The 22,364-nt window shown below is 62.8% G+C and carries 24 protein-coding genes and 7 tRNA genes; 9 read left to right on the top strand and 22 right to left on the bottom strand.

Annotated features, from left to right (window positions below):
* Together I8J29_RS31350 and I8J29_RS31345 are read right to left on the bottom strand one after the other, a co-directional pair.
* The coding region (locus tag I8J29_RS31350; protein ID WP_208851214.1) for a hypothetical protein at positions 1 to 351 on the bottom strand (351 nt) is incomplete at its 3' end.
* Positions 348 to 1,226 carry an AraC family transcriptional regulator gene (locus I8J29_RS31345; protein WP_177222127.1) on the bottom strand — a complete coding sequence of 293 codons (879 nt, stop codon included), beginning with the start codon at positions 1,224 to 1,226 and terminating at the stop codon, positions 348 to 350. The genes I8J29_RS31345 and I8J29_RS31350, both read right to left, overlap by 4 nt.
* 100 nt (positions 1,227 to 1,326) lie before the next feature.
* Here I8J29_RS31345 and I8J29_RS31340 point away from each other — a divergent pair, with 100 nt between their 5' ends.
* Together I8J29_RS31340 and I8J29_RS31335 are read left to right on the top strand one after the other, a co-directional pair.
* Positions 1,327 to 3,357 carry a beta-galactosidase gene (locus tag I8J29_RS31340; RefSeq protein ID WP_208851213.1) on the top strand — a complete coding sequence of 677 codons (2,031 nt, stop codon included), beginning with the start codon at positions 1,327 to 1,329 and terminating at the stop codon, positions 3,355 to 3,357.
* A 76-nt stretch (positions 3,358 to 3,433) separates the two neighbouring features.
* Positions 3,434 to 4,312, top strand: coding sequence for a CAP domain-containing protein (locus tag I8J29_RS31335; protein WP_240546616.1), 879 nt, complete (start codon positions 3,434 to 3,436; stop codon positions 4,310 to 4,312).
* A gap of 110 nt (positions 4,313 to 4,422) precedes the next feature.
* Here the strand turns inward: I8J29_RS31335 and I8J29_RS31330 are convergent, their stop codons facing one another.
* Complete coding sequence (locus tag I8J29_RS31330; RefSeq protein WP_240546615.1) at positions 4,423 to 5,307, bottom strand: AraC family transcriptional regulator; 885 nt, start codon at positions 5,305 to 5,307, stop codon at positions 4,423 to 4,425.
* Positions 5,308 to 5,485: 178 nt separating this feature from the next.
* Between I8J29_RS31330 and I8J29_RS31325 the strand changes: the two genes are divergently transcribed.
* On the top strand, positions 5,486 to 6,319 hold the full coding sequence (locus I8J29_RS31325) for a phytanoyl-CoA dioxygenase family protein (RefSeq protein ID WP_208851212.1): 834 nt from the start codon (positions 5,486 to 5,488) through the stop codon (positions 6,317 to 6,319).
* Positions 6,320 to 6,435: 116 nt separating this feature from the next.
* Here the strand turns inward: I8J29_RS31325 and I8J29_RS31320 are convergent, their stop codons facing one another.
* Positions 6,436 to 7,455 (bottom strand): Gfo/Idh/MocA family protein, encoded by a 1,020-nt coding sequence (locus I8J29_RS31320; RefSeq protein WP_208851211.1) that lies wholly within the window; start codon positions 7,453 to 7,455, stop codon positions 6,436 to 6,438.
* Between the two features lie 96 nt (positions 7,456 to 7,551).
* A complete protein-coding gene (locus I8J29_RS31315; RefSeq protein ID WP_208851216.1) occupies positions 7,552 to 8,328 on the bottom strand; it encodes a sugar phosphate isomerase/epimerase family protein in 777 nt (258 codons plus the stop codon).
* Between the two features lie 148 nt (positions 8,329 to 8,476).
* On the opposite strand from I8J29_RS31315, the gene I8J29_RS31310 reads away from it, so the two are divergent.
* On the top strand, positions 8,477 to 9,277 hold the full coding sequence (locus tag I8J29_RS31310) for a helix-turn-helix domain-containing protein (protein ID WP_208851210.1): 801 nt from the start codon (positions 8,477 to 8,479) through the stop codon (positions 9,275 to 9,277).
* Positions 9,278 to 9,319: 42 nt separating this feature from the next.
* Here the strand turns inward: I8J29_RS31310 and I8J29_RS31305 are convergent, their stop codons facing one another.
* The gene (locus I8J29_RS31305; RefSeq protein WP_208851209.1) at positions 9,320 to 9,883 is read right to left on the bottom strand and encodes an MOSC domain-containing protein; all 564 of its coding nucleotides are present in this window, start codon (positions 9,881 to 9,883) and stop codon (positions 9,320 to 9,322) included.
* A gap of 106 nt (positions 9,884 to 9,989) precedes the next feature.
* Here I8J29_RS31305 and map point away from each other — a divergent pair, with 106 nt between their 5' ends.
* Complete coding sequence (gene map / locus I8J29_RS31300) at positions 9,990 to 10,736, top strand: type I methionyl aminopeptidase (RefSeq protein WP_208851208.1); 747 nt, start codon at positions 9,990 to 9,992, stop codon at positions 10,734 to 10,736.
* A 78-nt stretch (positions 10,737 to 10,814) separates the two neighbouring features.
* On the opposite strand, the gene pyrB is transcribed toward map, so the two are convergent.
* From pyrB to I8J29_RS31250, 10 genes are all read right to left on the bottom strand, one after another.
* Positions 10,815 to 11,753, bottom strand: coding sequence for an aspartate carbamoyltransferase (gene pyrB / locus I8J29_RS31295; RefSeq protein ID WP_240546613.1), 939 nt, complete (start codon positions 11,751 to 11,753; stop codon positions 10,815 to 10,817).
* A 77-nt stretch (positions 11,754 to 11,830) separates the two neighbouring features.
* The gene (locus I8J29_RS31290; protein WP_208851207.1) at positions 11,831 to 13,186 is read right to left on the bottom strand and encodes a TrkH family potassium uptake protein; all 1,356 of its coding nucleotides are present in this window, start codon (positions 13,184 to 13,186) and stop codon (positions 11,831 to 11,833) included.
* A gap of 195 nt (positions 13,187 to 13,381) precedes the next feature.
* A tRNA-Leu gene (locus I8J29_RS31285) sits at positions 13,382 to 13,463 on the bottom strand.
* 40 nt (positions 13,464 to 13,503) lie between these two features.
* Positions 13,504 to 13,576: transfer RNA gene (locus I8J29_RS31280), tRNA-Lys, on the bottom strand.
* 17 nt (positions 13,577 to 13,593) lie between these two features.
* A tRNA-Glu gene (locus I8J29_RS31275) sits at positions 13,594 to 13,668 on the bottom strand.
* 313 nt (positions 13,669 to 13,981) lie between these two features.
* Positions 13,982 to 14,066: transfer RNA gene (locus I8J29_RS31270), tRNA-Leu, on the bottom strand.
* A gap of 33 nt (positions 14,067 to 14,099) precedes the next feature.
* A tRNA-Glu gene (locus I8J29_RS31265) sits at positions 14,100 to 14,174 on the bottom strand.
* Between the two features lie 75 nt (positions 14,175 to 14,249).
* Positions 14,250 to 14,340 (bottom strand) — tRNA-Ser (locus tag I8J29_RS31260).
* A gap of 8 nt (positions 14,341 to 14,348) precedes the next feature.
* Positions 14,349 to 14,424 (bottom strand) — tRNA-Asn (locus tag I8J29_RS31255).
* Positions 14,425 to 14,452: 28 nt separating this feature from the next.
* A complete protein-coding gene (locus I8J29_RS31250) occupies positions 14,453 to 14,932 on the bottom strand; it encodes a SprT family protein (RefSeq protein ID WP_208851206.1) in 480 nt (159 codons plus the stop codon).
* 101 nt (positions 14,933 to 15,033) lie between these two features.
* Between I8J29_RS31250 and I8J29_RS31245 the strand changes: the two genes are divergently transcribed.
* Positions 15,034 to 15,387 (top strand): hydrolase/acyltransferase, encoded by a 354-nt coding sequence (locus tag I8J29_RS31245; protein WP_208851205.1) that lies wholly within the window; start codon positions 15,034 to 15,036, stop codon positions 15,385 to 15,387.
* A gap of 114 nt (positions 15,388 to 15,501) precedes the next feature.
* Positions 15,502 to 15,636 carry a cortex morphogenetic protein CmpA gene (gene cmpA / locus I8J29_RS31240; RefSeq protein WP_090640650.1) on the top strand — a complete coding sequence of 45 codons (135 nt, stop codon included), beginning with the start codon at positions 15,502 to 15,504 and terminating at the stop codon, positions 15,634 to 15,636.
* Positions 15,637 to 15,767: 131 nt separating this feature from the next.
* Here cmpA and I8J29_RS31235 read toward each other — a convergent pair whose 3' ends face one another.
* The 4 genes from I8J29_RS31235 to uptA form a co-directional block, all read right to left on the bottom strand.
* Positions 15,768 to 18,029 carry a Tex family protein gene (locus I8J29_RS31235; protein ID WP_208851204.1) on the bottom strand — a complete coding sequence of 754 codons (2,262 nt, stop codon included), beginning with the start codon at positions 18,027 to 18,029 and terminating at the stop codon, positions 15,768 to 15,770.
* A gap of 46 nt (positions 18,030 to 18,075) precedes the next feature.
* Entirely contained in the window at positions 18,076 to 18,708 is a 633-nt protein-coding gene (locus I8J29_RS31230) for an MBL fold metallo-hydrolase (RefSeq protein ID WP_208851203.1), read from the bottom strand.
* A 1-nt stretch (position 18,709) separates the two neighbouring features.
* Complete coding sequence (locus I8J29_RS31225) at positions 18,710 to 19,276, bottom strand: thioredoxin family protein (protein WP_208851202.1); 567 nt, start codon at positions 19,274 to 19,276, stop codon at positions 18,710 to 18,712.
* A gap of 97 nt (positions 19,277 to 19,373) precedes the next feature.
* Positions 19,374 to 19,976 carry an undecaprenyl phosphate transporter UptA gene (gene uptA, locus I8J29_RS31220; protein ID WP_208851201.1) on the bottom strand — a complete coding sequence of 201 codons (603 nt, stop codon included), beginning with the start codon at positions 19,974 to 19,976 and terminating at the stop codon, positions 19,374 to 19,376.
* Positions 19,977 to 20,160: 184 nt separating this feature from the next.
* On the opposite strand from uptA, the gene I8J29_RS31215 reads away from it, so the two are divergent.
* Positions 20,161 to 20,607, top strand: coding sequence for a cupredoxin domain-containing protein (locus tag I8J29_RS31215; RefSeq protein ID WP_208851200.1), 447 nt, complete (start codon positions 20,161 to 20,163; stop codon positions 20,605 to 20,607).
* Positions 20,608 to 20,934: 327 nt separating this feature from the next.
* A complete protein-coding gene (locus I8J29_RS31210) occupies positions 20,935 to 21,252 on the top strand; it encodes a dehydrogenase (RefSeq protein ID WP_208851199.1) in 318 nt (105 codons plus the stop codon).
* A gap of 93 nt (positions 21,253 to 21,345) precedes the next feature.
* On the opposite strand, the gene I8J29_RS31205 is transcribed toward I8J29_RS31210, so the two are convergent.
* Both I8J29_RS31205 and I8J29_RS31200 read right to left on the bottom strand, forming a co-directional pair.
* Positions 21,346 to 21,702 carry a hypothetical protein gene (locus I8J29_RS31205; protein WP_208851198.1) on the bottom strand — a complete coding sequence of 119 codons (357 nt, stop codon included), beginning with the start codon at positions 21,700 to 21,702 and terminating at the stop codon, positions 21,346 to 21,348.
* Between the two features lie 292 nt (positions 21,703 to 21,994).
* Positions 21,995 to 22,364, bottom strand: a 370-nt coding sequence (locus tag I8J29_RS31200; protein WP_208851197.1) for a hypothetical protein, incomplete at its 5' end; no start/stop codon positions are given.

Here is a 22,364-nt window from a genome sequence, read left to right as displayed (position 1 = left end):
CCGCTTCCGCTTCGGCTTCGCGGGCGTCTCGCCCTCGAAGGCGCCGCCCTCGGCGGCGGCGATCTCCGCCGCCGCGGCCGGTTCGCCCGCGATCGCCGCCGTCCGCGGCTGTTGCCGCGCCGGGGCCGGGTCCGCCGTCTCCGCGGCCGCGGACGTCATCGCCGTCGGTCCCTCCGCTCCGGCCGGAAGCGTCACGTCGCGCTTGCGCTTGCGCAGGCACGCCCGGCAGGTGCCGCGCCTTCCCGCGCCTCCCGACCGCTTCGTATAAGCGGACAGCGGCTTTTCCGTGCCGCAGACCGCGCATGCTTTCAATTCCGTCATCTTCGTTTCCGCTCCGTTCGTCTCGTTCATATCATAAGCCCGTGCAGCTTGCGAAACTGCTCCGGCGTCATGCCTTCCGCTTTGCCGAATGCCGCGATGAAATGGCTGGAATCCCGGTATCCCGACAGCTGGGCGATTTCTTTGATGGAGAGCTTGTTGTCGCCGAAGCTCATCATTTCTTTAGACTTCATGATGCGAAGTCGAATCAGGTACGCGTACGCCGTAATGCCGAACGCTTGCCGGAAGAGGGAGTTCAGGTACCGGGGGCTGATGTCGAGCTGCGTCGCCATGTCGGGCAGCCCGATCTCGGGGTCGCCGTACTGCTCGTCGAGCCAGTGCAGCAGCGGGTCCAGCTTCTCCAGATGCTGATGGACGGACGAGCGCCCGCCCTTCTGGCCGTAAATTTTCACCATCGTCAGGAACCGGTACAGCGCCGCCGAGGCGTTCAGTCCCGTCCGGTCCTCGTCCTTCTGCACCAATTCGATCATCTGCACGAGCTGCGACGTGATCGGCGCGTCCTGGTTCCAATGAAGCCATTCCGTATGCCGGATGCCGAGCGCCGCCAGCATGGAGCCGGCCAATTCGCCGCCGAACGTCACGTACAGGGTGGACCACTTCCTGCCGCCCTTGGCGGCGTAGGCGTGCGGCACGCCGGGAAAGAGCAGCGAGCCGTTGCCCGGGGGAAGCGCATACCGGCGGCCGTTCAGCAAGAACTCCCCTTCGCCCTCCAGCGTCTGCAGCCAATGAAAATTGGGATAGCCTTTCGTCCGGTCGACCGATTCCTGATCCGGATTGTAGCCGATGCTGTCCATATATAACGGCAAATCGAATTCGCCGAGCGTAAACATGTAACGGTTCCGATGGGCATTCGCCTGCAAGATGCGATGTTCATCCAGCTGTTCCATATTATCATATCCTGCCAATCGTATTTTATATATCCTTACGGACAAGCATACCATAAAATGGACTTATTATCACTATTCACAGCAAAGGGGAGCTTAAAACATGGACACGACGCTTCTGCCCAAAATGTTATATGGCGGCGACTACAACCCGGAGCAGTGGGATCCTTCCGTCTGGCCGGAGGATATGCGCATGCTGGAGCTTGCCGGCATGAACGTCGCCACCGTCAACGTGTTCTCGTGGGCGATGATTCAGCCGGCCGAAGATACGTACGATTTCTCGACGCTCGACCGCATCATGGACATGCTGGCGGACAACGGCCTTCACGCCTGCCTGGCCACGGGCACGGGCGCCCATCCGGCCTGGATGGCCCGCCGTCATCCGGACGTGCTGCGCACGGACTTCGAAGGCCGCAAGCGCAAATTCGGCGGCCGGCACAATTCCTGCCCGAACAGCCCTTCCTACCGCATGTACGCCGAACGTCTGGCGGACAAGCTGGCAGACCGCTACAAGGACCACCCCGCGCTGCTGCTGTGGCATATCTCCAACGAATACGGCGGCGACTGCTATTGCGACAACTGCGCCGCGGCGTTCCGCGTCTGGCTGCAACGGAAATACGGCACGCTCGAGAAGCTCAACGAGCAGTGGAACACCCGCTTCTGGAGCCATACGTTCTACGACTGGGACGAGATCGTCCCCCCGAACGCGCTGTCCGAGCAATGGGCCGAGACGCGCACGAACTTTCAGGGCATCTCGCTCGATTACGCCCGCTTCAATTCCGACGGCATGCTCGACTGCTATAAGCTGGAGCGCGACGCGGTCCGCCGGCATACGCCGGACGTCCCGGTCACGACCAACCTCATGGGCACGTACAAGCCGCTCGACTACTTCAAATGGGCGAAGGAAATGGACATCGTGTCCTGGGACAATTATCCCGGCATGGATACGCCGGTCAGCTTCACGTCCATGACGCACGACCTGATGCGCGGCCTGAAGGGCGGCCGGCCGTTCCTGCTCATGGAGCAGACGCCGAGCCAGCAGAACTGGCAGGCCTACAACACGCTGAAGCGCCCCGGCGTCATGCGGCTGTGGAGCTACCAGGCCGTGGCGCACGGCTCCGACAGCGTGATGTTCTTCCAGCTCCGCCGCTCCGTCGGCGCCTGCGAGAAATACCACGGCGCCTTGATCGAGCACGCCGGCCACGAGCATACCCGCGTCTTCCGCGAATGCGCGGAGCTCGGGCGGGAGCTGGACCGGTTCGGCGCGAAGCTGCTCGGCACTCGGCTTCCGAGCCGCATCGCGATCCTGTACGACTGGGAGAACCGGTGGGCGATCGAGCTGTCGAGCGGACCGTCCGTCGACCTGAAGTACGTCAATGAAATCCAGCGGTACTACGACGCGCTGTACGAGCTCGGGCATCAGGTCGACCTGATTTCCTTCGAGGACGAGCTGGCGGGGTACGACATCGTGCTGGCGCCGGTCATGTACATGGTCAAGCCGGGCATGGCCGACCGTCTGGAACGGTTCGTCGCGAACGGCGGCGCGTTCCTGACCACGTTCTTCAGCGGCATCGTGAACGAGAACGACCTCGTCGCGCTCGGCGGGTACCCGGGCGAGCTGCGCAAGCTGCTCGGCATCTGGGCGGAAGAGATCGACGCGCTGTTCCCGGGCCGCACGAACGCGATCGTCATGAAGGAAGCGCACGGCGCGCTGGAAGGCGCTTATTCCTGTTCCCTGCTCTGCGACCTGATCCATGCCGAAGGCGCGGACGTCCTGGCGGAATACGGCGAGGATTTCTACCGCGGCATGCCGGTGCTGACGCGCAACCGGTTCGGCGAAGGCGAAGCGTGGTACGTCGCCTCCGCCCCCGACGCCGCCTTCCTGCAGGGCCTGCTCGGCGAAATGTGCCGCGCGAAGGGCATCCGGCCGCTTCCGGGCAAGGCGCCCGGCGTGGAAGTGACGCGCCGCGAACGCGACGGCAAGTCGTACCTGTTCGTGCTGAACCATAACGAGCACGAAGCGACCGTCCGCCTGGACGGCTTATCCGGCACCGATTTGATCACGGGCCGGGCCGTCTCCGGCGACGTCCGGCTGGCGGGACGCGACGTCCTGATCGTGGAGCATTTTGCTTGAACTCCCTCGCGTCCGAGTCGCATAGCCCTTTTTGCCGCTGAACATATTAGTGGTTAGAAAGGAGCTTGATACTCAGATGAAAAGATTTTTCGGAACGCTGCTGGGCATCGTGTTGGCTTTCGGGGTAGGGGCACTCATCTATAACTCCGTCAGGGGCACGACGCCGAACGGGACGTATCACTCGGCAAGCAAAGAAGCGCAACGCATTCGCACGAACTCCGTCGACCGTCTGCCGATGTACGCGCGGACCGACAGGCCGAACAACGTCACCACGTACGACAACGACCGCACGCTTCGCGCCAAAGGCGTGGACGTCAATCCGTTGAACGATTGGCTGCGCCAGCTGGTACCGGGCGCGGGCAACTACTACAACGGCACGACCGGCAATACGGGCAATGCGGGCGCCGGTAACGCGGGCAACGGGTATTACAACGGCAACGCGGGCAATACCGGTTATCCGGGCAACGCCGGGAATTATCGGAACCCGAACGCCGGCACAGGCACGGGCACGGGTACGGGTACCGGCGCAGGTACAGGCACGGCAGCCGGCGGCGGCGCAGGCACGGTCGATTCCGGCATCGCGAACCAAATTCTTCAGCAAGTGAACGCGGAGCGTTCCAAAGCCGGCGTTCAGCCGCTGACGCTCAGCGCCGAGCTGAACAAGGTCGCGCAGGCCAAGTCGGTCGACATGCGGGACAAAGGCTATTTCGACCATCAATCGCCGACGTACGGCAGTCCGTTCGATATGATGAAATCGTTCGGCGTCAGCTATTCGTACGCGGGCGAGAACATCGCGGCGGGCCAGCAGGGCGTCCAAGCCGTCATGACCGCTTGGATGAACAGCCCGGGCCACCGCCAAAACATTCTCAGCCCCAACTACACCAAGCTTGGCGTCGGTTATGCCAAGGGCGGCAGCATGAACCCGTATTGGACGCAGGAATTCATCCGTCCGTAAACGGGCCGATCAAGCCGATCAAGCACGGCATTCTTCCGCAGCGGGAGGGTCCGTGCTTTTTCGTTCGCCCGATCGTGCTTGTCCACCTTCGCCCGCCCGTTCCCGAACGCTCACGTCGGCCCGCCGCCGCTCCGGTAGGCGCCGGGCGCCCTCCCTTCTTCTTTCTTGAAGGTCTTGGCGAAATGGTGGACGTCGGCGAACCCGCAATAAGCCGCGATGTCCTCCAAGGAATGCGCCGTATGGCGAAGCAGCTCCCGGGCGTACTGAATGCGCAGCCGCAGCAAATACCGGTGCGGGGCGACGCCGAACTGCGCCTTGAACTTCGCGCTGAAGCGGGACGGCGACAAATTCGCGCGCGCCGCCATCTCCTGCACGGACAGCGGCTCCGACAAGCGGAACGACATGAACGACGTGACCCAGCTGAGCGGCTGCGGCGCGGCGCGCTCCGCTTCCTTCAGCCCTTCCGTGTGATCGTCGAGGATCGCGAGCAGCAGCTCGGACGCGAGCGTCTGGACGCGAAGCTGCGCGAGCGGGCTGCGGTTCTGCCAATTCTCGACCACCTCGAGGAACCGGTCGCGCAGCTGCACCGGCTGCTTCGGCCGAAGCTTGACCGGGATATGGACGCCTTGCAGGTCGTTTAGCCGCGGCTGAAGCAGATGCCGGTACGGCGCCAGATCGACCTGGCCGGGCCGCGTCGGATACCGCGTCTCGCGAAAGTCGTCATAGAACCAGTCGAGGTGGGCGAACGGCGTGATCGAATTCGTTTTTCCCTCGAGCACCGTCAAGCTCCCCGGTTGAATCAGACAAAACTCCCCGGCCCGGAACTCGTAAGGCTCGCCGTCGACGTGAAAAAGGCATTCGCCTTCCTGAATGTAGACCAGCAAGTAATCGAGCAGCCGGCGGGCCGCCACGGTCCACGGGGTGCGGACGGCATAGTCGCCCTCGCGGACGTACGGCACGACCGGATGGCGAACCAACAATTCGGACAGAAACAAGCGCTTTCATCCTTTCCGCGCGATGCGTTCTCCTTCGAATCCATTATAGACGGGGTAGTCGTTTTTGACAAAAGAGTCAGCGGTTTGGTACAAAGATTCCCCGCGCGCCGCGCTCTATAATGGAGTCATTCCAACCTGCATCCGTCCGGATGTTCCCCAAAGGAGACGTTAGACCGACATGGCCATCCAAACCGACTACGCGCAGCTTCCTTCGCTGCAATCCGATTATCCGCTGTCGCCGGAGCAAATCGCTTCGTACCAGCGGAACGGCCACATCAAGCTGGCGCACGTCGCGACGCCAGACGAAATCGCGGCGTACGAGCCCATTATCTCCGGCGTCGTCCGCGAGCGCGATTACCACACGAAGCCCGTCTCGGAGCGGGACACGTACGGCAAAGCCTTCATCCAAATCGGCAACCTGTGGCAGCTGGACGAAGGCGCCAAACGGTTCGTCATGGCAAGGCGCTTCGCGAAAATCGCCGCCGAGCTGATGGGCGTCGACGGCGTCCGCATCTATCACGACCAAGCGCTGTTCAAGGAGCCGGGCGGCGGGCATACGCCTTGGCATCAGGACCAAGTGTACTGGCCGCTCGACACGCCGCACACGATCACGCTCTGGATGCCGCTCGTGCCGGTGTCCGAAGAGGTCGGCTCGATGACGTTCGTCGACGAATCGCAGAAGCTCGGCTACATGAGCCGCCAAGCGATCTCCGACGAGTCCCACAAGACGCTGGGTTCGTTCATCGCGGGCAAGCAGCTGCCTACGACGACTTACGGCGCCCTCGCCGCCGGGGACGCGACGTTCCATGCCGGCTGGACGCTGCATTCCGCCCCGGGCAACCCGTCCGAGACGATGCGCGAAGTCATGACGATCATCTACGTCGCGGACGGCGTCCGCATCGCCGAGCCGGACAGCAGCGCGCGGCAAAACGATCTGCGGGCCTGGTTCCCGGGCCTCGCGCCGGGCGATCTGGCCGCGTCCGAGCTCAATCCGCTCGTGTACAAAGCTTGATTCGCCCCTACCGAAAAGCCCGGCTTCGACCAATGGTCGAAGCCGGGCTTTTTTGCGGCCGGCGCGAGCGTGCGCCGGAACGTATGAGGTCCCGCATCGCAGCGCCGCGAGCCGATTTACAGACTGATGACTTTGCCCGTCGCCTGCGATTCGAACGCCGCAAGGATGACGGCCAGCGACTTGCGTCCTTCTTCGCCGGAAATGCTCGGCGGCGTGTTCGTCGCGAGGCATTCCACGAACGCGTCGATGACGCCGCTCGTCTGCTGCTTCTCGTTCGTGCTGATCGCGCCGACGTTGTGCCGTTCGACGGAGCCGTTGCGCAGCTCGACGATGATCTGATCGTGCGGATCCGTGCCGATCTTCATGACGCCGTTCTCGCACCAGAGCACCGTGCTGTTGTCTTCGCCCTTGTAATACGTCCAGCTGGCGACGAGCGTGCCGATCGCGCCGCTTTTCATCCGCAGCAGGCACGTCGCGTTATCGTCGATATCCGTGTCCTTCTTGTCCAGCGTGCCGATGAAGCCCGTGACCTGCGCCACTTCGTCGCTCAGCAGGTAGCGGATGAGGTCGGACTTGTGCACGCCGAGGTCGCCCATGGCGCCCATGATCGCTTCTTCCCGGCGGAAGAACCAGCTGCCCTTGCCGTCGACGCTCCAGCCTTCCGGACCGGGGTGGCCGAAGGAGGTGCGGAACGTCAGCACGCGGCCGAGCACGCCGCTGTCCAGAATCGCCTTCGCCTTCACGTGCGGCGGCATCAGGCGCTGGTTATGGCCGACCATGAGGTATACGCCGTTCTTGCTCGCCGCTTCGATCATCGCCGCCGCTTCTTCGTCCGTGGACGCCATCGGCTTCTCGACGAGCACGTGCGCGCCCGCGTTCGCGGCCGCGATCGTCACCTGCGCGTGCAGATAGTTCGGCGTGCAGACGCTGACCGCGTCCGGCTTGATCTCGTTCAGCATCTCTTCGTACGAGGCAAATGCCTTGGCGCCGAACTCGTCGGCGAGCTTGTTCGCCCGCTCCAGCACGGGATCGACGAACGCGACGAGCGTGACGTTCGGGTTGACGGCGTATTCCGGAATATGGCGGCGCTGCGCGATCGCGCCGCAGCCGACGACGGCTACGCGAATGGTTGTCATGATAGCTTGCTCCTTCTCCCTAATGAATCGTTAATCGCGATATGACGCGACGCGGGCCCAACCTCGGTTGAACGCGCGCACCCATCCCCGCTTCGTTTACGCCTTGTGACCGTTTGCCTTGAGCCAGTCCATGCTCGTCTGCACGGATTCCAGCGGCGGGTTCGCGCACGTGTCCTGCTCGACGACGATCCATTCCACGTCCGCTTTCGCCGAGGCGGCGATGATGTCGTTCAAGGCCAGATCGCCGCGGCCGAGCTCGACCGTGTCGATTTGCTTGCCCGGCTCGCCCTTGCGGAAATCCTTCAAGTGCAGCAGCGGCAGGCGGCCGGCGTATTTCGCGATGTACGCGAGCGGATCCTGGTTCGAATATTGCACCCAGCCGATATCCATCTCGACCTTCAGCAGATCGGCCGGCAGCTTCGTGTACATGGCGTCGAAGACGAATTCCCCGTCGATTTTGAGCGCGAATTCGAAATCGTGGTTATGGTAGGCGAACTGCAGCCCTTCCTGCTTCAGACGCTCGCCGATGCCGGCGAACTTGTCGATCAGCGCGCGCCAGAACGATTCCCCTTGGGCGACGTTGTCCGGCGAGATCCATGGGCAGACGACGTACGTCGCGCCGATCGTTTTCAGGTAGGCGATTTCTTCCTCCAGCTTGTTCTCGAGGTTCGCGAGGCCCACGTGGCTGCCGAACGGCACCAGGTTCAGCTCTTGAAGCAGGTCGCGCATTTCTTCGGCCGGAACGTCGCCGTAGCCGGCGAATTCCACGCCCTCGTAGCCCATAGCCGCCACTTTGCGGAGCGTGCCCTTCATGTCCTTCGCCGTTTCGTCGCGAAGCGTGTACAGCTGCAATCCGATTTTCATCTTCGTTATCGTCCTTTCCTTCCGCGTCCCGGCGCGAGCGCCGTTCACGCGTGGTTGGTTTACCGATCTGACACCCATTATAGTGGATTACGAGCGTTAACAAGATGTATTATATAACCATGACATGTCCAATATTGCTACAAAGTGAGGTTGTCCCGTGTACGCCGAAATCATGAGCTGCGGCTATTCCTACCACACGCAGCCGTTTCAGATGACCAACCCCGAGGGGCTGCGCGCCTACCTCTTCCGGCTGCAGACCGAGGGCGCCTGCGAGGCGCTCGTCGACGGACGGATGCAGCGCATCCAAGCCGGCGACCTGCTGATGTTCAAGCCGGGCGATTCCTACAGCCTGAACGTGTCCGCTCAGCCGCAGGACGAGTCGTCCGGCGCCGGGCCCGGCGTCTCGAGCGGCGATTATTTCGTCATCTGCCGGGGCGAATGGCTCGATCACTGGTGGAACCGCAAGGAGCGGCTGCAGCGGGTCAAAGTCGTTCCGGACGAGCGGTGGCTGTCGCTCTGGCAGGCGCTGATCCTGGAGAAGCGCCGCTTCGAGAACGAGGATTCGGAGCTCGCCGATTACTTGCTCCGCGCGCTCTGCCTCGGTCTCGACCGCGCCGCGGACACGCAGTCCGAGCTGCAGGGCAAGTCGTTCATCGCGACGCGGATGAAAAATTTCATCGACGAACAAGCCGCGCTCTCCTTCACCGTCGCGGACGTCGCCGCCCATGTCGGCCTCAGCGTGTCGCGGACCGTTCACCTGTTCAAGGAATGCTTCGGCTTGACCATCATACAGTATACCCAAAACGTTCGCTTATCCATGGCGATCGAGCGGATCAAATACAGCAGCATGACGCTCGAGCAGGTCGCGGAGACGTGCGGCTTCGGCAGCTATTCGTACTTCTACCGCGTCTTCCGGCAGAAGTACGGCGTCTCGCCGGCGGCCTTCCGCGAGCGGTAGCCGGCCCGCGTTGCGCCACCGCCCGGTCCCGCTCGGCCCCGGTTACTGCAGCGTTCCGTCGTTCACCCAGATCCGGACCGCGTCGCCGGGCCGGACGATGCCGCTCCGTTCCACGAAGCAGACGATACCCCGCTTCCGGTACGCCGCCTTCACGAAGCGAGAGGCGACCTTCGGATGGTCCGGGTGATTCGCCTGCACGAGCTCCCCGGGCTCCCGGCACGGGAAGTTCTCCCCTTGTCCGTTCAGGCCCGCGCCGCTCTCGAAGATCATCCGCGAGCCGAGCGGAAGCGCCGTCAGGTCCGGCAGACCCGACAGCAGCAGATTCGCGCCCAGCCACTCCGGCTTCACCTGCGGAATGCCAAGCGCCTCGGCGATGGCCGCGCATTCCTCCGCGGAGACGATCGTCAGCTGCCGCCGGTTGAAAATCTCCGTCCCCCTCGGATATTCCGGCTGCCGGACGTCGGCTTTCGCCGTCATGCCGAAGTGCCGGTCCCCGCGAATGCCGCCGAAATCCAGCTCCGCCTCCGCCAACCTTCTCGTCTCGAAGCTCTTCACGCCGTGGTCCGCCATCAGGACGGCTTCCACTCTCGCCAACACCGGTTTCATATCCGCAACGACTCCTTTGCCGTAAGTTTTGCGTCCGTCCGCGGACGGCCCGTTTCTTTACCTTGACCGTATTTTTCTCTATAATAAGCGATTAAAGAGGTGTAGCATGATCATTCTAAAAACAAAAGACGAAATCGAACACATGCGCAAGGCGGGCGAAATCCTGGCGGCCTGCCACCGCGAAATCCGGACGATGGTCAAACCGGGCGTCACGACGCAGGAAATCGACCAGTTCGTCGAGAAGTTTCTGAAGCAGCACGGCGCCACGCCGGAGCAAAAGGGCTATAAGGGCTACGCGTTCGCGACCTGCGCGTCCGTCAACGACGTCATCTGCCACGGCTTCCCGTCCGCGGCGCCGCTCAAGGACGGCGACATCGTCACGATCGACATGGTCGTCAACCTGAACGGCTGGCTGGCGGATTCCGCCTGGTCCTATCCCGTCGGCAGCGTCTCCGAGCAAGCGGCGAAGCTGCTGGAAGTGACCGAGGCCTCGATGTACAAAGGCATCGAGCAGGCGGTCGTCGGCAACCGCATGGGCGACGTGTCGAACGCGATCCAGCAGTATGCCGAAGCGCAAGGCTTCTCCGTCGTTCGCGACTTCATCGGCCACGGCATCGGGCAAGACATGCACGAAGAGCCGCAGGTGCCGCATTACGGCCCGCCGGGACGCGGCATTCGCCTGAAAGCCGGCATGGTCATGACGGTCGAGCCGATGCTGAACACCGGCGCCTGGCAGAGCAAGATCGACGCCGACGGCTGGACGGCGCGGACGATCGACGGCGGCCTCTCGGCCCAGTACGAGCACACGATCGCGATCACCGAAGACGGCCCGATCATTCTGACGAAGCAATAACCCATAGCCGAAGCATGAGAAGAGCCTTCCCGCCGCCGGCGGGAAGGCTCTTTCCCTTGTACGCGTCCTGCCCTGGGATTACCGCCTGCCGCCGAAGCAGCGCTCGATAAGCGCCATCCGGATATACAAGCCGTTCTGGGCCTGGCGGAAATACGCCGCCCGCGGATCGGCGTCGACGTCCGGATGGATTTCGCCGGCGCGCGGCAAGGGATGCAGGATGAGCGCGCTGCGCTTCATGGCATCGACGAGGGCGCGGTCGATAATGAACTTGCCTTCCGCCTTGCCGTACTCCTCGAGCGACGGGAACCGCTCCTTCTGGATGCGCGTCTGGTAGAACACGTCCGCGACGCCCGCGAGGCTCTCCAGATCGGCCGTCTCCGCGTACGCGACGCCTTTCTCGTCCAAATACCGCTTCACGTAAGACGGGATGCGCACGTTGTCCGGCGAAACGAAGGTAATGCGCGCGTCCCGATAATTGGCCAGCAGGTAGCTGAGCGAATGCACGGTCCGGCCGTAGGTCAAATCGCCGATCATCGCGATCTGCGCGCCCTCGATGCCGCCGAGCTCCTTCTGAATCGTGTACAGATCGAGCAGCGCCTGGGTCGGATGCTCCCCGGAGCCGTCGCCCGCGTTGATGACCGGCACGTCCGATACCGCCGCCGCCCGCTTGGCCGCCCCGATCTCGGTATGCCGCAGGACGATCAGGTCGCTGTAGCCCGAGATGATCCGGATCGTGTCCTCGAGCGTCTCCCCTTTGATCGTCGAGGAGAATTGGCTCGCGTTCTCCGTTCCGATGACCCGGCCGCCGAGCCGGTGCATCGCCGACTCGAAGGAAAACCGCGTCCGCGTGCTCGCTTCGAAAAACAGCGTGCTCATGATTTTGTTCGGGTAGCGCTGCTCGCCGCCTTCATCGGCCACCCGCTCCATTTCCTCCGCCGCCGCGAACAGCTCGTCCAGAAACGCCCGGTCGAACTGCTTGGCTCCCAGCACATGGTACAGCTCCGTCATCTGGTCCATTCCCTTCCTGCCCTGAAGTCGCTTCACTCCATCTGATTATAAAGGAGCGCCGCGCCGGAGACAAACCGCCCGACGGTCTAGCCGATGATCAGCTTCTCTTCCGGATATTTGATGCCGGTCTGCTTCTTCCGCGCCTGGAACAGCGAGATGAACAGGAACATGCCGATGCGGCCGAAATACATGAGCAGCATGAGCGTCACCTTGGCGAGCGGATGCAGCGAGGCGGTGATGCCCGTCGACATGCCGCAGGTTCCGAAGGCGGAGGTGACCTCGAAGATGACCGCCGAGAGGTCGTACTTATGCTTCTCGGAGATGAGCAGCCCGAAGATGCCCGCCGTCACGAGCAGCAGCGACAGCATGAAGAAGACGAAGCTCTTCGTCACGTCCTCGCGGTTGAACGAACGGCCGAACGCCCGCGGCGTTTGCTCGCCCCGGAAGAACATGACGATGGTAACGAAGATGACGGCGATCGTCGTCGTCCGCACGCCCCCGCCGACGCTGGACGGACTCGCGCCGATGAACATCAGGCCGGAGACCAGCAGCAGCGTAGCCTGGTGCAGCGTCGACACGTCGACGGTCGTCAGCCCGGCGCTGCGCGAGGTGACCGAGAGGAACAACGCGTTCATGACCTGCCGCCCGGGGGACAGCGCCGTGAACGAATGGCCCGTTTCCGTCAGCAGGATGACGAACGCGCCCCCGAACAGCAGCACGACATGCGTGACGAGCGTCAGCTTCGTGAACAGGGAGAAGCGGAACCGCTTCCCTTTCGGTCTCCGCACGTATTGCCAGAATTCCGCCATCACCGGGAAACCGATCGCGCCGGAGAAGATCAGCGCCATCGTCAGCATCTGGATGTAGAAGCTGCCGGAATAACGAATCAGCGAGTCGCCGAACAAGTCGAAGCCGGCGTTCGTATAGGCGGAGACGGCATGGAACAAGCCGTAATACAAGGCGTGGCCCACGCTGTGCGAATACCCGCTCGCATAGAAATAGACGGCGAACAGCGCCGTGCCGATCAGCTCGATCGCGAGCGACATAAGCAGCACGAGCCGCATCAGCTCGACAAGGCCCGCCAAATTGTTGCGGTTCTGGTCGATCATGATCAGCTTGCGCTGCAGCAGGCCGATATGCTGGCCCATGAGCATCCAATAGAAGGCGCCGAGCGTCATGATCCCGATCGCGCCGAACTGGAAGGCGACGAGCAGCACCGCGATGCCGAAGCCGCTGAACGTATCTCCGGTCCCGATCGTCGTCAATCCCGTGACGCTGATCGCGCTGACCGACGTGAACATGGCGTCGAGCGGCGAGATCGAGACGCCCGCCTTCAAGCTGACCGGCAGCATAAGCACCGCGCCGACGAGGATGACGACCACGAGATACGCCGCCGAGATGAGCTGCGCCGGCGAAAGCACGGTCAATAGTTTTTTAAGCATGAGTGCGGCATCCTTTCCGCCGGGTTGTCCAGCATCTTACAATTGTAAACGAAGACCCCGCCCCGCATACAGTCCCGAACGCAAAAAAACCTCCCGGCACGGTAGCCCGATCGCCTACACTATCACCTGCGCCTGAAAACGCGAAAAAGCCGGTCCCCAGAATGATCGCCATTCTGAAAACCGGCCCTGCTTCGATGCGGTCGGAGGGATTTGAACCCTCACGCCTTGTGGGCGCCACCCCCTCAAGATGGTGTGTCTGCCGTTCCACCACGACCGCGGAGTGCGATATGAAGTTGTCCATATCGAAAAAGGAAAAGTGAGTCATGTAGGACTCGAACCTACGACACCCTGATTAAAAGTCAGGTGCTCTACCAACTGAGCTAATGACTCGCAGGAAGAGATTGAAATGGTGACCCGTAGGGGACTCGAACCCCTGTTACCTCCGTGAAAGGGAGGTGTCTTAACCACTTGACCAACGGGCCGCGTCTTGTTGTTTTTCGACAAGCTTTTCGCGAACAACAAAAGTTATTATAGCGAACCCGCGGGGCGATGGCAAGACTTTTTTTGAGCACCATAGGGGGCACGTACGCGAAACGCTTCCCCGTCATCGGCCCGGTTGAACGGACGGCTCTCCGGCTGTCCAGCCGACATAACCCGTATTGTTCGCGATAGCCTGACGGTCTATGCAACGAAGCGGCCCTTCTTCGTATGCAGAGCCCCTGGCTCCGGCATCGAAGGACGCATGGCGGCAATAAAAAAAGCCCTTTCGATTAAAGGACTTGTCCAAGTTAAGGTTGGTGCGGTCGGAGGGATTTGAACCCTCACGCCTTGTGAGCGCCACCCCCTCAAGATGGTGTGTCTGCCGTTCCACCACGACCGCAAAGCGATATGAATGTCATATCGAGTATTCAATTGGTGACCCGTAGGGGACTCGAACCCCTGTTACCTCCGTGAAAGGGAGGTGTCTTAACCACTTGACCAACGGGCCTTGCCTAACGTCCGTTCTCCTTGGATCGCGAGTTCGGACTTGCTAAAACGGCCCTGCGGCCTTAAGCCAATAAAATGGCGGAGAAGGAGGGATTCGAACCCTCGCACCACTTACGCAGTCTAACCCCTTAGCAGAGGGTCCCCTTGAGCCACTTGGGTACTTCTCCAAGAGAAATGGCTCCCCGAACAGGACTCGAACCTGTGACAACTCGATTAACAGTCGAGTGCTCTACCAACTGAGCTATCAGGGAATAGCAATTAGTGACAAGCAATAATGTATCATGTCTTGGAAGCGAAGTCAAGCTGAAAAAGCACCAGTTGTCCGCGGCATTTGCCGCACGCGTAACGCCGCGGATCCACCCTCCGCTTGCGCATATACTCCATCCCGCAGCTGCGGCACTGCAGCTTAAACCGGTACGGCTCGGCCTTGCGCTTCTCGCCCGCCGGGAGCGCCTTGCAGTACCTTGTCCCGCCTACCTTCGCCAGCAGCTGCTTGAAGTCGTCGTCGCGATGGTTGTACCCTCGCTTCAGCAAATGCAGGTGATAGTGGCACAGCTCGTGCTTGATGATCTTCTCCGTCTCTTCCTCGCCGAAGTTGCGCAGCTGGTGCGGGCTGATCTCGATATCGTGCGTCTTGGTGAAGTAGCGGCCGCCCGTGGACTTCAGCCTTCCGTTAAAGGAAGCGCGGTGGCGGAACGGCAAGCCGAAATATTGCAGCGACACCCGCTCTACCCATTCCTGCAACACTTGATCCTGCATCTTCAATCTCCTTACCCGGTTATACTTGAATTTTAAAGGACGAATACGCTACACTGTCAAGAGGCTTTACTCGGAATCCTATCGAAAGGAGATTCATCACTATGGCAATTATGCGATACATCGTCATGAAACACGGGCAGGAGGTGTCCTTCGTCGAAATGCCCGCGTCGCACGCGTACCAGCTGAGCGCGCTTAATCTTCGCCTCCATAAAGAGATCGACAAGCTGACGGCCAGCCGCGTGCCGGCGCTGCCTTACGCGATCGCCGAATGCGCGGACGTCGAACTGCACGACAAGTCGATCGCCGTCCACTCCGGCCTGGATTATCTGAACCTGCTGGAACGCGACTTCGCCTCCATTGAAGAGAAATCGTACCCCCTCGTCTCGCTGCTGACGGAGATCCGCGCCCTGCAGGCGCAGCTCGAGCAGTGGTACGAAGAAGAATACGAGCAGTAAAACGCGAAAAACCGACTTTTGTTGCGCGCGCGGCAGTTGGACTTGCACGGACATCCGCCTACTTCCATACACTGATTAGTACAACGAGCGATGACTGGAAGGAGGGCGACGGCGATGCCGCAATGGCTGTGCAACCAACTGATGCGCGCGTTCCTGAAGAAGGACCGCCGGCAGATCCGGCTGCTGAACGACTGCTGGTATTTCTATCGTACCACTCAACGGCCCGAAGACGATTCCGCAAGCTTATAAACGACGCGCGCTTGGACGGTCGGCGTTCAAGGAAAAGGGTGCTATCTCTCTGCAGTGACGGACGTCCGCGACTGCTCGGAGATAACACCCTTTTTTTGGCGCTCCGGGGCAGCTGCTTCCGCGGGCGCCGGTCAGCCCGGCTTGCGCATCGTCAAGCCGACCCGGCCTTTTTTGAGATCGACGTTCAGCACCCAGACCGTCACCGTATCGCCGACGGCCACGACGTCCAGGGGATGCTTGACGAATTTGCCGCTCAGCTGCGAGATGTGGACGAGCCCGTCGTTCTTGATGCCGATGTCGACGAACGCGCCGAAGTCGATGACGTTCCGCACGGTGCCCTGCAGCTCCATGCCCGGCGTCAAGTCCTCGATGCTGAGCACGTCGGTATGGAAGATCGGCGCGGGGAGCTCCTCGCGCGGGTCTCGGCCGGGACGCAGCAGGCTGTCCACGATGTCGCGCAGCGTCGGCGCCCCGACGCCGATCCGCGCGGCGATCTCGTCCGGCTTCAGCGCGGCGAGCGCCGCCCGGAACGGCTCGCTGCCGAGCCCGCCCAGCTTCAGCCCCAGCTCGGCGCACAGCTTGTCCACGACGGCATACGATTCCGGATGAATCGGCGTCCGGTCGAGCGGATTGGCGCTTTCGGGCACGCGGATGAAGCCGATGCACTGCTCGTACGTCTTCGCGCCGAGCCGCGGCACCTTTTGCAGCATCTTGCGGTCGGTGAAGACGCCGGTTTCTTCCCGGAACTTCACGATGTTCTTCGCCGTGGTCGCGTTGATGCCCGCCACGTAGGCGAGCAGCGACGGCGAGGCCGTGTTGACGTCGACGCCGACGTGGTTGACCGCCGACTCCACGACGCCGCCGAGCGTCTCCTCGAGCCGCTTCTGGCTGACGTCATGCTGGTACTGCCCGACGCCGATCGCCTTCGGCTCGATCTTCACGAGCTCGGCCAGCGGATCCTGCAGCCGCCGGGCGATGGACACGGCGCTGCGCTCGGCGACGTCCAGCTTCGGAAATTCCTCGGCGGCCAGCTTCGAGGCCGAGTACACGCTCGCCCCCGCTTCGTTGACGATGATGTACTTGAGGTCGCCCGCCCCCGCCTTCTTGTCCGTCTTCCGCTTCCCGATAAGGCCCGCGATGAACTGCTCCGTCTCCCGCGACGCCGTGCCGTTGCCGATGACGATCAAGCCCACGCCGTACCGGTCGATCAAGCCGTTGATCAGCTTCTCCGCTTCCGCCACCTTGTTGTTCGGCGGCGTCGGATAGGACACGGCGACTTCCAGCAGCTTGCCCGTCTCGTCGACGACCGCCAGCTTGCAGCCCGTCCGGAAGGCCGGGTCGACGCCGAGCACGACGCTGCCGCGCACCGGCGGCTGCAGCAGCAGATTACGCAGGTTGGCCGAGAAAATGCCGATCGCGTGCTCCTCCGCCTTCTCCGTCTGCTCGCCGCGCACCTCGCGCTCGACGGACGGGGCGATCAGCCGCTTATAGGCGTCCTCGATCGTCGCGACCAGCGCCGCGCGCACCTCCGGCGCCGTGCCCACACGGACGAGCTGGCGGTCCATGTAGTCGCGGATTTTGTCCGCCGGCACGTCCAGCGCGACGCGCAGCACGTCCTCCCGCTCGCCGCGGTTGATCGCGAGCGTCCGGTGCGGCGGCAGCTTCTTGAGCGGCTCCTGATAACTGTAGTACATCTCGTAGACCGTCTCCTGCGAAGCGTCCTTCGCCTCCGTGCGCAGCACGCCGTGGTCGAACGTATAGCGCCGCACCCAGGCGCGCGTCTTGGCGTCGTCCGCCAGCTGCTCCGCGATGATGTCCATGGCGCCCTGCAGCGCGTCCTCCGCCGCGTCGACGCCCTTGCCGGCATCGACGTAACGGGCCGCCTCCTTCAGCGGCTCGCCTTGGCGCGGCTGAGACAGCAGCCACTGCGCGAGCGGCTCGAGCCCTCTCTCCCGCGCGACGCTGGCCCGGGTCTTGCGCTTCTGCCGGTACGGGCGGTACAGGTCCTCGATCTCCTGCAGCTTCGCCGCCGCGACGATCGCCCCCCGCAGCTCCTCCGTCAGCTTGTCCTGCTCGTCGATCAGGCGGACGACCTCGCGCTTGCGGGTCTCCAGGTTGCGCATGTACTGCAGCTTCTCTTCGATGGACCGCAGTTCGTTCTCGTCCAGCTCGCCGGTCATCTCTTTCCGGTACCGGGCGATGAACGGGATCGTGTTGCCCTCGTCCAGCAGCGACACCGCCGCCTTCACTTTGCCGTGCGGCAGGTTCAGCTCCGCCGACACCCGCTTGACGATGGCCGCCTGTTCCGCCGCCCGCTCTTCCGGCGTCAGCTCGATTTTGCCGGAGGCGCCTTCCGCCTCTTCATCCTTCAACCGCTGCTTCGTCTCAGCCACGTTGCGATTCCTCCATCAATAACGAATAGAACCCTTCGTGCCGGCGCTAGGCCGGCACGTAAGGGTTGTTGGCCATTTCAAATCCGATTGTCGTCTGCGGCCCGTGGCCGGGATAGACCCGAACCGCCGGATCCAGCTTGTACAGCTTCGTCCGAATGGAATCGTACAAGTCGCGCTCCTTGCCGCCCGGCAGGTCCGTGCGGCCGACGGACTGCTTGAACAGCACGTCGCCGCTGATCAGATGGCCGCCGCACAGAAGGCTCACGCTGCCCGGCGAGTGCCCCGGCGTATGCAGCACCGTGAACGTCCGGCCGATCAGCTCCAGCCGCTGCCCCTCCGCCAGCGCGTATTCCGCAGGCGCCGTCGTCAGTGGAGGCGTGACGTCCGACCAGCGGGCCGAACCGTTCTTCCGCGCGTCCTCCAGCCAGTCGGCTTCCTCGTCGTGCAGGTAGACCGGGCAGCCGAACGCCCGGCGCACCTCTTCGACGCCGCCCATGTGATCGAAATGCGCGTGCGTCAGCACGATCGCTTCCAGCTCCAGCCCGCGTTCGCGGATGCGCGCGATCAAGCGTTTCGGTCCCATGCCGGGATCGACCGCGAACGCCCGCTTGCCCGCTTCCTCGGTGATCAGGTAGCAGTTCGTCTGCAGCGGGCCGAGCGTAAACGTCTCGATGTTCATCTTAGACGGAAGCGAGCAGCTCGCGAAGCTCGGAGACGATCAATTGCTGATACGCCGTGCCTTCGCCGTAGCGGCGTCCGATCTCTTGGCGGGTTGCCGCCAGCTTCTCCTGGTAGTCCGCGGCGTCGCGGTCCGGATTGGCTTGCTTGAATGCCGCCATCGGCTCTTGTATGTAGGTCGGGCGAGGTCCCCATTGGCCGAGCACGGCGCCGCCGGTGTCGACGATCAGCACGACCGGGATGGAGCGTCCGCCGTACGTCAGGAACTGGTCGATCGCGTCGAGATGCTCTTCCATGATGAGCACGTCCACCGGCATGCCCGTCAGCTCCAGCGCCTTGAACACGACCGGAATGTTGCGCACGACGTCGCCGCACCAATCCGCGGCGATGATGACGCTGCGCAGGTCGTCGCGGTTATTCAGGGACGCGAAGAACTCGCGATCCTCCGCGTTCGCCCATTCGAACCGGCTGCCCCAGTCCTTGAACGCGTCCTGGTTCTTCGTCATGCCGTCGACGAATTGCTGCGGGCTGATGCCTTTGCCCAGCTTGTTCGCTACGTTTTTCCCCATAGTAGGATGCCTCCCTATCGCCCGTTCGGGCTTATTCGATTCCAAGTCTGCCTGTCGCTTCCATTGTATCAAACCGCCTTAGTCCCGCACAAACGGTTCAGAGCGATTTGCCCCTGCGCTTCAGCAATTTGTACACGACGTAGACGATCAGCAGCGCGATGGCGATCAAGATGGCCGGCTGCACGTAAGGCGCCGCCTTCTCGTCGATGTTCTGCCAATTATCGCCGAGCGAACGGCCCAAATAGACGAACAGGAGCACCCACGGAACGGAGGCGATGCCGGTCAGCATCGTAAACCGCCAAAACGACATGCGCGCGATGCCCGCCGGCACCGAGATGACCTGCCGCATGACCGGCACGAACCGGGCCGTGAACACGATGCCGTCCCCGTACCGCTGGAACCACTGCTCGGCCAGATCGAGATGCTTCGGTTTGATTTTGATATACTTCCCGTACTTCTCGAAGAACGGGCGGCCGGCGTAATACCCGATCGCGTACAGAATCCACTGCTGCGCGACGGCGCCCACGAGGCCGAACAGGAACGCGCCCACGAAGGAAATCGAATGCTGCGACACCAGGTAGCCCGCGTAGCCCAGCACGATTTCGCTCGGAATCACCTCGATCATCAGTCCGATCAAAATGCCGAAATACCCGAGACTTTCAATCCAATCCAACAAGGTGTTAATCAAATCATGAAGCATGCTCCATCTCCCGTCCGTCGTTTACTCTAGCGTCGCTTATGCCGTACATGGATGATTTCGTCTCTCTCTCTTACGGTATTCTAGCATATTTGCGGACATGCCTTCCACCGCAGGCATCGCGGGCCAAGTCCGGTCATAGACTGGCAGTAAGACAAGCAGACCGATAACGGAAAGGAGACGCGGCATGCCCAAGATGTTCGTCGTCAGCAAAAAACAGCTTCGGCTCGTCTACCTGCTGCTGCTCGCGATCGCGTTCGCGGCCGTCTGCCTGAAGTGGACGGCGTCGCGCGACGCCATGTCCGCCCCGCGGGAGATGCGCGTATTCGAACTCGTGACCGGCGAATTCAAGACGACCACGAAGGACGGCAAGGAGCTGGAGGTGTACCGCTGGGATCCGGCCTCCATCGTCGTGCATCAAGGCGAAGCCGTGGAGCTGCGGATCACCGGCGTCAACGGCGCGTCGCATCCGTTCGTCATTCACGAGCTCGGCGTGAAGGGCGAAGTCAACAAGGGGCAGACGACGGTGGTGCGCTTCACGGCGGAGCAGCGCGGCACGTTCGCCATCGAATGCCTGACGCATACGTCGCTCGCGAACGGCGGGCCGATGGTGGGGTACATCACGGTGCTGTGAGACGCGGTCGAGAAGCGCCGCAGGGCTTAGGGCGGCGCGGTCAAGGCAAGGCTTCGGCAAACGCCCCGTTCGCTTCGCGATATTGGCGGGGCCCGAGCCTGGCTCTGAATCTCCCGGAAAACGTAATGGAAGAACGCGAAGACCGGCCGCGAACGCGGCCGGTCTTCTTGCCGTTGCCGGCGGTATGGCGCGCCGCGTGCGACGGCGAATGGCGGTAAGGTTCTCTTCTTTTTCCGCATCGAAAGGTACGGCCGCCGCTAGCCCGGACGGCCGGTGACGCATCGCCCGCCGGGCGCATATATAGGGGTAAGAGAGGAGTCGGTGACGATGAAGCCATCCGGTCCCGCCAAGAAGCACGAGACCGTCTTCCCCAGCGCGCGCAAAATCAAGCGGGCCTGCGAAAACGAGCTGTACCGCGCCGTCAAGCGGCTCGGCGCTTACATTCCGAAGGACAAAATGGAGCTGGCCGAGAAGCTCTACGTGCAGAAGGTGTTTTTGAACTACCGGTTCATCCATGAGAATGCCAGCAACCGCAGACTGCTCTCCGACTGGTGGGACGAGAACGTCAGCGCCGACATCGCCGAGCTGTGGGGCGTGGAACGCGACAAGCTGTGCCGGGCGTTCCGGGAAGCGTTCGGGGGATGACCGCCGGCCGCCGCGGACATGGAACGGCAGCGCGGCCCTTCTGCTTCGGAAGAGCCGCGCTGCCGTTGTCGGGAATGAGGATCGCGCATAAAGTCAGCCGATGATCGCGAACGTTTCGACGCGCGCCGGTATGAAGCGGGAGCGGAACAGGAAGCCGTTCCGGTCGAACGTGCGGATCGTGTACGACACGTTCGTCAGCGTCGGGATGTTGTTGAACCGCACGACGCCGAAGCGGTCGAACGAGGCCGTGGACACGACGCGGCCGTTGCGGACGAGCTGGGCGAAGAAGCCCGTCGTGTCGAAGGGCACGCCGTTGAACTGCACCCAGACGACCGTCAGCCGGTCGAAGATCGGTCCCGTCTGCCGAATGAGCTTGCTCGGCACCGCGCGGCGCACCATTTTGCCGGAGCCGGTCACGTACGGCTGCGGTTTGACGCGTTTGGACGCCATTTTTCATCACTCCTCGTGGTGAGTTGCTTCACTATATGCGGCGAGCCGCCGCGGGGAGTGGACAATCCTCGCGGTGCAAAGGCCCGTTCTTGGAGGCGGGGTGCTTGCGAGGACGGGGAAGGGGACGGCCAGGTACGGTATGGGTCAGGGACGAATACGGTAGACGGACAATGCGATGACGATGAAGGCGCAAGAATAGAACAAGGCCAACCGGGCCGGGCCGGTTGGCCTTGTTCGTGCTTGTGCGGGTCTGCGCCGGAGGTCCCGGACGCGCGAGTTACGCGGGCCCGCCTCAGTCGGCGGCGGCGTCCGCGGCGAGCCGGGCCGTCAGCAGGCGGCTCTGCTCCGCGGCAGCCGCGGCGTCGGGCGTTACCGCGAAGCGGCGTCCGTTGGCGGCGTAGCGCCGGTCGAGCGCTTCGAAGCCCGCGTAGAACGCTTCGGCGGCGCCGGCCGCCAGCCGCGCTTCCGCGAAGCGCGCCGCGGACCGCTTCGCCCGCGCGAGCCGCGCCATCGTCACGACCGCTTCCGTCTGCTTGCCGCGATCGAAGCGGTCGAGCGCCAACGCGCGGCGCATGTACGCCGCCGCGCCGCGGACGTCCCCGCGCTCGGCGGACAGCCGGCCGAGCGCCCACAGCAGCGGCACCGACTGCGGCTCGGATCGC

This window comes from Paenibacillus artemisiicola (assembly GCF_017652985.1).
In the GTDB taxonomy this organism is placed as follows: Bacteria; Bacillota; Bacilli; order Paenibacillales; family Paenibacillaceae; genus Paenibacillus_Z; species Paenibacillus_Z artemisiicola.
The sequence above is the reverse complement of the archived record's forward strand: the minus strand, read 5'-3'. Positions and strand labels throughout refer to the sequence as shown.

Coding starts and splice junctions, on each gene's coding strand:
- I8J29_RS31210 (WP_208851199.1), top strand. CDS start 20,935: ATGAAGCCATCCGGTCCCGCCAAGAAGCACGAGACCGTCTTCCCCAGC.
- I8J29_RS31230 (WP_208851203.1), bottom strand. CDS start 18,708: ATGAACATCGAGACGTTTACGCTCGGCCCGCTGCAGACGAACTGCTAC.
- I8J29_RS31215 (WP_208851200.1), top strand. CDS start 20,161: ATGCCCAAGATGTTCGTCGTCAGCAAAAAACAGCTTCGGCTCGTCTAC.
- I8J29_RS31290 (WP_208851207.1), bottom strand. CDS start 13,186: ATGCTTAAAAAACTATTGACCGTGCTTTCGCCGGCGCAGCTCATCTCG.
- I8J29_RS31205 (WP_208851198.1), bottom strand. CDS start 21,702: ATGGCGTCCAAACGCGTCAAACCGCAGCCGTACGTGACCGGCTCCGGC.
- I8J29_RS31335 (WP_240546616.1), top strand. CDS start 3,434: ATGAAAAGATTTTTCGGAACGCTGCTGGGCATCGTGTTGGCTTTCGGG.
- I8J29_RS31325 (WP_208851212.1), top strand. CDS start 5,486: ATGGCCATCCAAACCGACTACGCGCAGCTTCCTTCGCTGCAATCCGAT.
- I8J29_RS31245 (WP_208851205.1), top strand. CDS start 15,034: ATGGCAATTATGCGATACATCGTCATGAAACACGGGCAGGAGGTGTCC.
- I8J29_RS31345 (WP_177222127.1), bottom strand. CDS start 1,226: ATGGAACAGCTGGATGAACATCGCATCTTGCAGGCGAATGCCCATCGG.
- cmpA (WP_090640650.1), top strand. CDS start 15,502: ATGCCGCAATGGCTGTGCAACCAACTGATGCGCGCGTTCCTGAAGAAG.
- I8J29_RS31225 (WP_208851202.1), bottom strand. CDS start 19,276: ATGGGGAAAAACGTAGCGAACAAGCTGGGCAAAGGCATCAGCCCGCAG.
- pyrB (WP_240546613.1), bottom strand. CDS start 11,753: ATGGACCAGATGACGGAGCTGTACCATGTGCTGGGAGCCAAGCAGTTC.
- I8J29_RS31320 (WP_208851211.1), bottom strand. CDS start 7,455: ATGACAACCATTCGCGTAGCCGTCGTCGGCTGCGGCGCGATCGCGCAG.
- uptA (WP_208851201.1), bottom strand. CDS start 19,976: ATGCTTCATGATTTGATTAACACCTTGTTGGATTGGATTGAAAGTCTC.
- map (WP_208851208.1), top strand. CDS start 9,990: ATGATCATTCTAAAAACAAAAGACGAAATCGAACACATGCGCAAGGCG.
- I8J29_RS31250 (WP_208851206.1), bottom strand. CDS start 14,932: ATGCAGGATCAAGTGTTGCAGGAATGGGTAGAGCGGGTGTCGCTGCAA.
- I8J29_RS31305 (WP_208851209.1), bottom strand. CDS start 9,883: ATGAAACCGGTGTTGGCGAGAGTGGAAGCCGTCCTGATGGCGGACCAC.
- I8J29_RS31340 (WP_208851213.1), top strand. CDS start 1,327: ATGGACACGACGCTTCTGCCCAAAATGTTATATGGCGGCGACTACAAC.